Raw genomic sequence first — 10,492 nt, 5'->3', positions numbered from 1 at the left:
TTCGCTTCGTGTTAGATATAGGATTTATAAGTTATCAACGGAGTTGATGAAATTCTATATCGCAAGGAAACCTACTTCCGAATCGCGGTCGCTCAGCCTTGAATTTGCCTCGATTGGTTTTCTTATCAAAAGCGGACTTTTTGAACAACCTCTATAAAAGAAATTAGGGCTGAGATGAAACATATTCCAGCACCTCTGCGTCAGAAAGATTAGGAGGTGTAATTATGAAAAAAACTACGAAATTGTTAACTGCAATGCTTGTCACTTCATCATTGCTCGGTGCCGGCGCCGCCTCTGCTTTCAACGATATTCAAGAGGAGCAGCCACTACAAATGGTGAAGGAGCTGCAAGCGAAAGGAATTATCCAAGGGATTAGTGCCGACAAATTCGCTCCGGCCAAAACAATAACGACCGCCCAAGCGGTGCAGATGATTGTGAATGTCGCCGACCTGAAGGTAAAACCGAACTATACGGGCCGTTCGTTTGACAGTGTGCCGAAGGATGCCTGGTTCGCGGATGCTGTGAATATAGCGGCTCAGAACGGATTGTCCGTATCCGCAGACATGAAATGGAATGAGCGGATATCCCGTGAAGGGTTCGCGACATTGCTCTCGGAAGCGATTCAGAAGACCGGGAATTATCCCGTGGTCATGATGTATCTGCATGTGGCCGACGAGGATTTAATGAAAGAGGAGAGCCGGGGAGCGGTGCAGTTCCTGCTGTTAACCAAGATCGCTGAGCTCGACGCCAACGCCAAGTTCCATCCCACCAAGAGTTTAACCCGTATTGAAGCGGCAGAGCTTGCGTACAATTCCATTCGATTTATTGAGGAGCATCAGAAGAACATGATACCCGAGGAGCCGGGACAATCTGAACCGGATGTAAGTACAAGCGTCGTTAAGGTGGATGATTCGCAGAACAAAGTCACGGTAACCAAGGAAGACCTACCGAATCCGGGGTACGGCATTAAAATTACGTCGGTCGACTATGTTAGTGATACCGAAGCTGTGATCTACTACAAAGTTCTTCAACCCGATCTGGACAAAATGTACCCGCAAGTCATCTCCAAATCTTCAGATGACGTGCTCGTGCCTTCCAAGTACACCAAAATCACGGTCAAAGCAGAAGCAACTCTTGATCCGGCAAAGTAATTCTTGTCATGAACCGCAAAGAATATATAATGCAATAAAGAAGGCTGTTCCCAAGCGAATGTAACATTCGACAGGGGACAGCCTTCTTTTATAGATATCTGTAGGTATAAACTTGGAAGCTGGGTCTTCCTAATATCGCAAGAAAGACTTCTTCTAACTTGGTTTATACATGACCACCAGCCATTTTACTGTTGGAGGTGGCAAGTACCGTCTCCTTAGTCTCTGCAATCGGAGCGGTGCTGCCTTGCTGGAGTTGATACATTTTAAAGTATCTTCCGCCCAGAGCCATCAGCTCGTCATGGGAACCCTGTTCCACAATTTCGCCGCGGTGAAGGACCAGAATCTGATCGGCGCTGCGGATCGTGGATAAGCGGTGGGCGATGATAAAGGTCGTGCGCCCTCGCTTCAGTACCTCCAGGGCTTCCTGGATTAAGGCTTCCGTCTCCGTATCGATGTTCGCGGTAGCTTCATCGAGAATCAGTATGGCCGGATTGAACGCAAGAGCCCGGGCAAAGGAGATTAACTGGCGCTGTCCGGCGGAGAGTGTGCTGCCTTTCTCCAATACCGGCTCATCGAAGCCTTGCGGAAGATGAGCGAGCAGCCGATCGGCCCCTACATCGCGCAGCGCCTGCTCCACTTGTTCCCGTGTAATGCTCGGATCACCCAGGCTGACATTCGAAGCAATGGTGCCTGTGAACAGGTACGGGTCTTGCAGTACAATCCCCATATGCTTGCGGAGCCATTGCTTTGGAATATCGGTAACGGGCTGGCCATCAATGGTAATCGTGCCTTTCTGCGGGTCATAGAAGCGGAACAGCAGATTGATGATGGAGCTTTTGCCGGAGCCGGTATGACCTACAAGCGCCACGGTTTGGCCCTGCTTCGCTTCAAATGAAATGTTCTTAAGGACATAGTCCTTCTTGTACGCAAACGACACGTTCTGAAATTCCACATTTCCTAAATACCGCGGCATGCTGCCGTCCGTTACTTTCTCGCCTGTTTCATCCATCAGCTCAAACACCCGTTTGGCGGAGACGATGGAGGTATCGAGCGCTGCCAGCTGGTTAACCATGCCCGTAATCGGCTGGAACATGCGGCCAAGCAGATCAACGAAGGCGTAGAGGACGCCGATCGAGACGATGCCGGCACCATTTAATGATGCAGAACCGAAATACCAGAGCACGACCACAAAGGAAACGTTACGCAGCACATTCACCAGGTTGTGCGTGGTGAAGGAGTTCAGATTGAGCATTTTGTTCTGATGAGCCATATAGTCCGCATTCAGCGCCTCGAACTCGTCCTGGGTCGCTTTTTGGCGGCGGAATACACGAATGATGGCCATGCCTTGAATGGATTCATTAATGATGGCGTTGATCTCGCTCAGACGGGAGCGGATGACGGTATTGTATTTGGTTGCAAATTTACGGTACAGAATAGTCCATACAATCAGCATCGGAATAACAAACAAACTGATCAAGCCCAGTCGTACATCCAGAAGGAACAAAGCGACATAGACACCCGTGATATACACGGCGCCGGAGCTGAAGTTGGATAATACCGCAACGAACAGGTCCTTTACCGCTTCGGTATCATTGGTTACCCGGGAAACGACTTTGCCCGCCGGTAAATCATCAAAGAAGTTGACGGGCAGCCGCTGAATATGGGCGTACACATCGGTGCGCAGCTTCTGAATGACCCGATTGGCTGCCGATTGCAGCCAGTAGGTTCTGCCGAATACCGTAATCATGGAGATCAACAGGCAGATTAGAAACAGGCCGACCAGCTTATATATGTTGGGAAGTTCGGGTTTATAAAATTCAAACAGCTGTTCCTTGGTCAATTTAACAGCCGGATACTGCATCTCCTCCGAGGCGTAGGAAATGGTCATAACACCGTCCTGAAAGGAGCGGTTTCCTTCGGTTCGGGCTACCGGCTCGTTAATGAAGTAAAAATTACGGCCAGCCTGAACGAGGCGTACTTCCTGTCCTCGCGTCTCGCCTTCAAGAAAGCGATCCTCGCGTTTATAATAAGTCCCGTTATAGGATGCGGCACCTTGAGCTTGCGTCGTCTCATAATAAGGCCGTTCGATGCCCAGGATATGCTCGTCAATCATCGTTTTTGCGATGAAGGGACCTGCAAGCTCTGCGGCAACGCCGATGGCCAGCAGAATCAAGGCGGCGATGAAGGTGCCCTTGGCCGTTAAAGCATAACGGAACAGCCGTTTGGCGATGCCGGATTCATTCGATATAGTTGTATCGGTTGGAGTCAATTAAGACACCTCCTCCGAGGTCAGATTGTTTTCTACCTGCTGGCGTTCGAATTGCTCACGGTACCAGCCACCGAGCTCCAGCAGTTCATCATGGGTTCCTTGCTCCGTGATTCGACCGTCCTCCAGCACCACGATCACATCGGCATGCTGAACGGCCGAGAGTCGATGCGTGGAGATCAGGGTCGTCTTGCCGGCGCGCTTGCTCCGGATATTATCGATGATTCTGGCTTCTGTCCGGGCGTCCACAGCGGACAAGGAGTCGTCCAATATTAAGATTTCAGGGTCGCCGATAAAAGCTCGGGCCAGTGAGACTCTTTGTTTTTGCCCGCCGGACAACGCCACGCCTTTTTCGCCTACAAGGGTATCAAGCCCATCGGACAGGGTGACCAGATCGCGGTCAAACGCAGCGGTCGTAATGGCCTCCATAATCAATTCGTCGCTGGCATCCTTTTTGCCAAATTGGATGTTCTGACGTACCGTCTTGGAGAACAAGATCTGCTCCTGCGGCACATACCCGATCCAGCCATGGAGCCGGTCAGTCGCCAGCATCTCCATGGGTATATCGGAAATGAGGATTTCGCCTGTTCCGGTAGGGTACTCATGGAGAAGCTGCTTCAGCAGCGTCGATTTGCCGCTTCCCGTGCGTCCTACAACGCCGAGCGTCTGGCCTTTTTGCAGCGTAAAATTAATATGTTTCAAATTATCAATGGTAGAGGTTGGGTAACGGAAAGTGACATCCTTAAATTGAATCGTATCCGGAACCTCCACGTCTTCAGGGTTCGTGGCGTCGGTAACATCCGGCGGGGTCTTCAAGGTTTCGTTGACCCGATCCAGCGAAGCGTTTCCGCGCTGCATAATGTTGATCAATTCCCCGATGGCAAACATCGGCCAAATCATCATCCCGAGGTACATATTAAACGATACGAGATCTCCGAGCGTGATTTGATTCTGGAACACCAGGTACACACCGTAGGATAAACCAATGACGTAACTGAGACCGATGGAGAAATTGATGGTTGGTTCGAATAAGGCGTCCACTTTGGCTACCGCCAGATTTTTACGATAAACGTCATCCGTAATGTCCTGGAAGCGCTGCTGATCGGCGCGTTCCTGCACATAAGCGCGGACGACACGCACACCGGCTACGGACTCAAGAACCTGGTCGTTCATGTCACCGAAGGCATCCTGCGCCAGCGTGTAGCGTTTATGAATGGCTCTTCCGTAGATGACCATACCAATGGCTATGATCGGCATGGGCAGAATGGCTGCCAATGTCAGCTTCCAGCTGACAATGAAGCCCATGGCAAACAGTACGACAATCAAGTATATGGTGGAGTCGGTCATGACGAGCATCCCGAAGCCGGCAGTTGCTGCCACGGAGCGAAGGTCATTGGTAGCTTTTGCCATGAGATCTCCTGTACGGTTACGTTCGAAAAACGGCGGAAGCATCCGCAGCAAATGGTTCATGTACCGGGTACGGAGCAGGCGTTCCACGAGGTTCGCTCCTCCGAACAAACGGTGCATCCATATGTAAGTGGCACAATAAACGACAGCAACGATGCCGAGAATCATGAGCAGATATTGGACGAGGGACGCCCACGTTATGGAACTGCTGACGATATCGTCAATGGCGTTTCCGAGCAGAAGCGGCGGCAGCAGCTCAACTAGTCCGCAAAAGATGAGAAGCGCAAGGCCGATCAAGTAACGCTTTTTCTCTTGCTTGAAAAACCAGCCTAAATTTTTAAGTACGGCAAACACATTATCCCTTCCTTTCGTAGGTCGTTCCGGCATCATATCATCCTAAAAACCAAAAAAAGCACATCATCCGACGACGGACGATATGCTTCATTAATTTTGAACTTATCATTCGCACGGCGATCATGACTTCCGTGCAACGTTTAGCTGCTTCGTTCTGATCATTCTGGCAGCGAATGAACGAGGCTTGATGATGATGAGACAGCACCATTGGGGAGTCGATCCATATTTAATTGTAGGAAATGATGATCCAGATGATCTTGATCCATCGCAAACGCTTTAAACATGTCACTCACCCTTTCTTCGCAATTTACATTTTATTCAAATCGATCTCGTATGGACTGAATTTTATCACCATGAACTGGAATGTGTCAAACTTATTTTTCAGGATCATAGCAAGATCTTCGATAGTGATGGTAGGGTTGAACCTTATGTCACTATTTTATTATCAAAATGATTTGTATCCTAACGTGCGTATGCGTTATGATAATATTGCAACTATTTATAAGATACCGTCCCTAAGATCTCCGGTCTGCAAAAAAGATAGGGGTCAACATAATATGACGTCTAAGGAGGGTGTACGACACATGCAAATTCAAGTCAGCGACCAGGCGGCACGTTGGTACAAGAAGGAACTTGATCTTCAGTCAGGCACGTTCGTTCGCTTCTTTCCACGATATAGCTCAGGCGGAGGTCTCCATCCCGGATTTTCGCTCGGTATTTCGGTAGAAGAACCAAGAGAAGCGGGACTGTCGGAGCATTCTGAAGAGGTAACATTTTTTATGGAAGAACAGGATTTGTGGTATTTGGAGGGATATACGCTACGCGTGAAGTATGAGGAATCCTTGGATGACATTTCGTATATTTATGAAGAAGAGGGCGCAGTGAATTAACCTGATGTGAGACTGCAGCGCCATCTAGGGAAAGGAGGTTCCCAAGATGAGCGTATATCACCGCGATATTCGCCAATACATCGGCAAACGCTCGGTGGTCCGTGTGAAAGCGGCGGTGCTTGTGCTGAACGATAACGGAGAGATTCTGCTCCTGAAGCGGCAGAACAAGGACGAGTGGGGACTTCCACTCGGAAACCTGAAGCCCGGCGAAGCTCTTGAAGACACGGCGTCCAGAGAGCTGTGGGAGGAGAGCGGCCAGACAGCGGATGATATGCGACTCTTGGACCTTGTGTCGGGTCCGGAGTATATGAAGAAGCAAATAGGTGGAGATGAAGTGTATTATGTGATAGGTGTGTATGCGGCAACCGGCCTGCACAGTGCCATTCATTTGTCACCGAATACGGAAGTATCTCTTAAATATTTTGATTTTCAAGCATTGCCCGTTATGGATGCGATCACGGTCCGCTTGCTGGACAAGATAAAAAAGAACAGCTGAGGCTCGTTTCGTGGTGGCAGTTTGTACGCCTTAAATTCCCCGCACGGGGAATTTTTTTCGGTCAACATGAGGAGTCCCTGCCCCATTCAAACCGGGGGAAGGGACTCCTTTTGCCATGCGAAGGTGTGTACATAGGATCATTATGGTTGCCCGGACAGGGGGACCTCCAATGCAAAATCGAAATCGTCGATATCATAGACCTGAACGGGAAGAGCGCTTTCGACGATACGCTGAATCAATTCGTATTGATCGGTCAGTATGGGAGCCGCGGCTCTTTGGGATGCCAGCAGCAGCTCGGTTTCCACAGGATCAAAGGATTCCCCATAGGGTGCGGTGTCCATGGTGTTCATGACCGCGACCCGGGTAGTTTCACTAACGGGAATGGTGGGGCTCTTGGACCAGGGAACCTGCAGGGCGCGCTCGATTTTCTTTTTGTTCAGTGGTTCTTCAAAATAGGAAATCAATTCGCCGATCTTTATCTTGACGTGCTGGTCATCAGCACTGCTATTCATGAGATGTTCCTCGGTGGTATGAAGCTCATATAATTCCAAAATGGTAGTGTACGGAATGATGTACTCGACGGGTTTAGGTGGTACTAACAGCTGACCGTAAATGGCCAGCATGACGGCCTCCGTCACGAAAATTCTGGTCATGACTAAATCCTCCTGCAAGACATGATACAATTCATAAGTTTAGAACTAATAAAGCATTGAAGCGCATAAATGTCAACTGCTCTTCGCCTGACAACCGTGTGGATGTTACTTCAGAAAGGGGCTGTTATCACCTTTGAAATCATGGAAAATCTATTATCCGTTTGTTAAGCCATATATGAAGTGGATCATCCTTACCCTTATTATCGGCATGATCAAATTTGCAATCCCGTTGTTACTGCCCATGATCATGAAATATGTTGTGGATGATCTGCTGATCAACCAGCAGATGACCATCGAACAGAAAATCCAGGATCTCATGTGGATTCTCGCCGGGACCCTGGTGCTGTTTGTCGTTGTGCGTGGTCCGGTGGAATACTTGCGGCAGTATTTTGCCCAATTCATTACCAGTCGTATTTTATTCGATATGCGTAATCGACTGTATGCCCATCTGCAGCGGTTATCCCTTCGTTACTATCAGAATACCAAGGTAGGCGAGGCGATATCGCGCTTTATCAATGATGTGGAACAATCCAAGAACCTGGTGGAAGTCGGTATGATGAACATCTGGCTGGATATGTTTACATTGGTGTTTGTATTAATCGTCATGTTCTTCATGAATCCCGTTCTGACGCTAGTTGCCATCTCGATTCTTCCTCTCTACGGGTTAGCGGTGAATTTGCTGTATAAGCGGCTTAAGCGCTTGACTAAGGACCGGTCGCAGGCTCTCGCCGGCATCCAAGCGTATCTGCATGAGCGGATTCAAGGGATCTCGGTTATTCGCAGTTTTACGCTGGAGCGGTACGACCAGAAGAAATTCGAAGGCATCAACGGCAATTTTCTGAAAAAAGCGATGGCGCAGACCCGCTGGAATGCGCTCACCTTCTCCATTATCAACACACTCACCGATATTGCGCCTATTCTGGTTATCGGTTATGGGGGATATCGGGTGATTCAGGGAGATCTGACATTAGGTACATTTGTTGCCTTCTTTGGTTATCTTGACAGGCTGTATGCGCCCCTTCGCCGCCTGATCAACTCGTCAACGGTGCTGACACAGGCTTCAGCGTCGCTGGAGCGGGTCAAGGAGCTCATGGACGAGCCATATGACATCGTGGACCGTCCGGGTGCCAAAACGCTTAAGACAGCGGGACAGATCGAGTTTGACCGCGTAAGCTTCAAGTACAATGATGCCGCGGGCTGGGTGCTGCAAGATATTAACCTGACCATCAAGCAGGGGCAGACGGTTGCCTTCGTCGGCATGAGCGGCGGTGGCAAATCATCCCTGATTGGATTGATCCCGAGATTTTACGACGTACAGCAGGGAGCAGTGAAGGTGGATGGTCATGATGTCAGGGATTTGACGCTGGACAGCTTGCGCGGATCGATTGGGATGGTACTGCAGGATAACTTCCTGTTTAGCGGATCCGTTCGTGAAAATATTCTGTTTGGTAATCCGGAAGCGGATGAGCATGCGATCTTCGCCGCTGCCAAAGCCGCCAATGCGCATGATTTCATCACCCAGCTGCCGCAAGGCTATGAGACCGAAGTAGGTGAACGTGGGGTCAAGCTCTCGGGCGGACAGAAGCAGAGACTTGCGATCGCCCGTGTTTTCCTCAAGGATCCGGACATTCTGGTGCTGGATGAGGCGACTTCGGCGCTGGATCTGGAGTCCGAGCATCTGATACAGCAGGCGCTGCAGTCCTTGTCCAACAACCGAACCACGTTAATCGTGGCGCATCGCCTTTCGACCATTACGCATGCCGATCAAATCGTTGTGCTGGAGAATGGCAGAATTACAGAGCAAGGCACGCACGGCGAGCTGATGAATCTGGATGGAAGTTATGCCAGACTATACAACGTGCAGCATTTGGAGAATTAATATTCTCTTATTTCATTGATTAACGAAAGACCCGTCCTTCTAAGGCATGGTGTTCGGCCATGCTTCAGGGGACGGGTCTTTTGGTGTGTTTAAAGGCTTATTTCTCGATATTCTTGAACACCGTGTCATAGGTCATCTGAATATACTCCAGCGTCTGCCCGTGCAATACGATATTGTTCACCAAGGTGATCAGCAGGAACAGTACCATGATGCCGGTCAGAGCTTGTTGAATCCGGAGGTTCTTCATTTTGGCAATAAACAGAGCTGCAAGCACAAACAGGGCAAACAGATAATGTCCTGCGTACAAGTATAGATCGTAAGCATACGTAGCCAAACCAAAACCAACGATGATGTGCAGCAGAATCGCGAATAAAATATAGATGCCAAATGCCCAGGTATCGCGGGAGCGGATGCCCTTAATGAAGGACAAAACCGCCAGAATAAGCATCCCGATACCAACGATATGAACATGAATCGGATATGGCTTGGCCAAATTCGTCACGAATGCAGCGATCCCCGGATCGATCATGGCAAGCTCAGGCGACAGGATAGGACTTACAAACAGCATGTAGAAGACTCGGGAATGGTGCTCGAATGAAAAAGGAGAAACATAGCTGAGTGCACCGTTCTGCACGCTTGAAAACACGTTAGCGATCCACGATTTCCCTGAGAACAGCAAGTGTTGAAGCAGAGTTACAATCACCGCCATCCCCAGGAAAACCAGCATGATCATGATAAACCGTTTAAACGTTCCCTTCTGTCTTCTATCGAACTGGCTGATCAGCAGCGCTCCTGCGAACGTAGCCACATTCGTAGACGTGATGCCGAAATTGATCAGGGCCAGGGAGGCATTGGGCATGACGGCAAATCGATTCGTAAGCCGGCCATAGTGCAGATAAGCGGCTGAAAGGATGATCATGAACTGTGCATAAGCGTAGGAATCCGGTATCAATGCCGTGAACAGCGTATATGAGCTGATACCGAAGAAAGCAGCCGTGACGAGAGACAACAACCAGCTAGCTCTGCTTCTTCGGACGATGTAATAGACCAGCGCTGCGCTAAAGGCGTTCAAGACCGATTGAATCAGAAGATAGGGGAGGTTCGCGCTCCCGATCATCGTTGTTAACGGGCTCGTCAGGAAATTAATGAAGGGATGGATGATTGAGATATTTTCCGGTCCGTATTCCATTGAAGGATCGAAGTTGAACAGATTCAATGTGAAAGGCGCACCATAGAATGGGCTATGAGGCATCAACTCGGCTGCATGATCCTTGATGTAGGCTACGAACGGAAGGTTCATGAACACATACCATAGGGCCAGACAGACGCTTAGGCCGATCGCCGTGTAATTATCTTTTTTATGTCGAAATAAATAACTGAAAAAAGTCATGTTTTT

8 protein-coding genes are annotated in these 10,492 nt (G+C 49.3%); 4 read left to right on the top strand and 4 right to left on the bottom strand.

All coding sequences use genetic code 11. From position 1 onward, the window contains the following. Nucleotides 1-224 precede the first annotated feature (224 nt). Entirely contained in the window at nt 225-1,151 is a 927-nt protein-coding gene (locus ABEW73_RS09610) for an S-layer homology domain-containing protein (RefSeq protein WP_430164685.1), read from the top strand. Between the two features lie 163 nt (nt 1,152-1,314). Here ABEW73_RS09610 and ABEW73_RS09605 read toward each other — a convergent pair whose 3' ends face one another. After that, on the bottom strand, nt 1,315-3,420 hold the full coding sequence (locus tag ABEW73_RS09605; RefSeq protein ID WP_430164683.1) for an ABC transporter ATP-binding protein: 2,106 nt from the start codon (nt 3,418-3,420) through the stop codon (nt 1,315-1,317). After that, the gene (locus ABEW73_RS09600; protein ID WP_430165006.1) at nt 3,421-5,178 is read right to left on the bottom strand and encodes an ABC transporter ATP-binding protein; all 1,758 of its coding nucleotides are present in this window, start codon (nt 5,176-5,178) and stop codon (nt 3,421-3,423) included. Between the two features lie 584 nt (nt 5,179-5,762). Here ABEW73_RS09600 and ABEW73_RS09595 point away from each other — a divergent pair. Together ABEW73_RS09595 and ABEW73_RS09590 are read left to right on the top strand one after the other, a co-directional pair. Beyond that, nucleotides 5,763-6,068, top strand: a complete 306-nt coding sequence (locus ABEW73_RS09595; RefSeq protein WP_430164680.1) for a HesB/YadR/YfhF family protein — start codon at nt 5,763-5,765, stop codon at nt 6,066-6,068. A 46-nt stretch (nt 6,069-6,114) separates the two neighbouring features. Further along, nucleotides 6,115-6,564, top strand: coding sequence for an NUDIX domain-containing protein (locus tag ABEW73_RS09590; protein ID WP_430164677.1), 450 nt, complete (start codon nt 6,115-6,117; stop codon nt 6,562-6,564). Nucleotides 6,565-6,704: 140 nt separating this feature from the next. Here ABEW73_RS09590 and ABEW73_RS09585 read toward each other — a convergent pair whose 3' ends face one another. Beyond that, nucleotides 6,705-7,217, bottom strand: coding sequence for an ADP-heptose synthase (locus tag ABEW73_RS09585; RefSeq protein WP_430164674.1), 513 nt, complete (start codon nt 7,215-7,217; stop codon nt 6,705-6,707). A 133-nt stretch (nt 7,218-7,350) separates the two neighbouring features. On the opposite strand from ABEW73_RS09585, the gene ABEW73_RS09580 reads away from it, so the two are divergent. Then, nucleotides 7,351-9,096 carry an ABC transporter ATP-binding protein gene (locus ABEW73_RS09580; RefSeq protein ID WP_430164671.1) on the top strand — a complete coding sequence of 582 codons (1,746 nt, stop codon included), beginning with the start codon at nt 7,351-7,353 and terminating at the stop codon, nt 9,094-9,096. Between the two features lie 97 nt (nt 9,097-9,193). On the opposite strand, the gene ABEW73_RS09575 is transcribed toward ABEW73_RS09580, so the two are convergent. After that, entirely contained in the window at nt 9,194-10,486 is a 1,293-nt protein-coding gene (locus tag ABEW73_RS09575; RefSeq protein WP_430164668.1) for a DUF6080 domain-containing protein, read from the bottom strand. Nucleotides 10,487-10,492 lie beyond the last annotated feature (6 nt).

It is taken from the genome of Paenibacillus lautus, from assembly GCF_050482385.1.
GTDB lineage: Bacteria > Bacillota > Bacilli > Paenibacillales > Paenibacillaceae > Paenibacillus_AQ > Paenibacillus_AQ lautus_B.
Note: the sequence above shows the minus strand (reverse complement) of the source record. Positions and strands in the feature narration are given on the sequence as shown.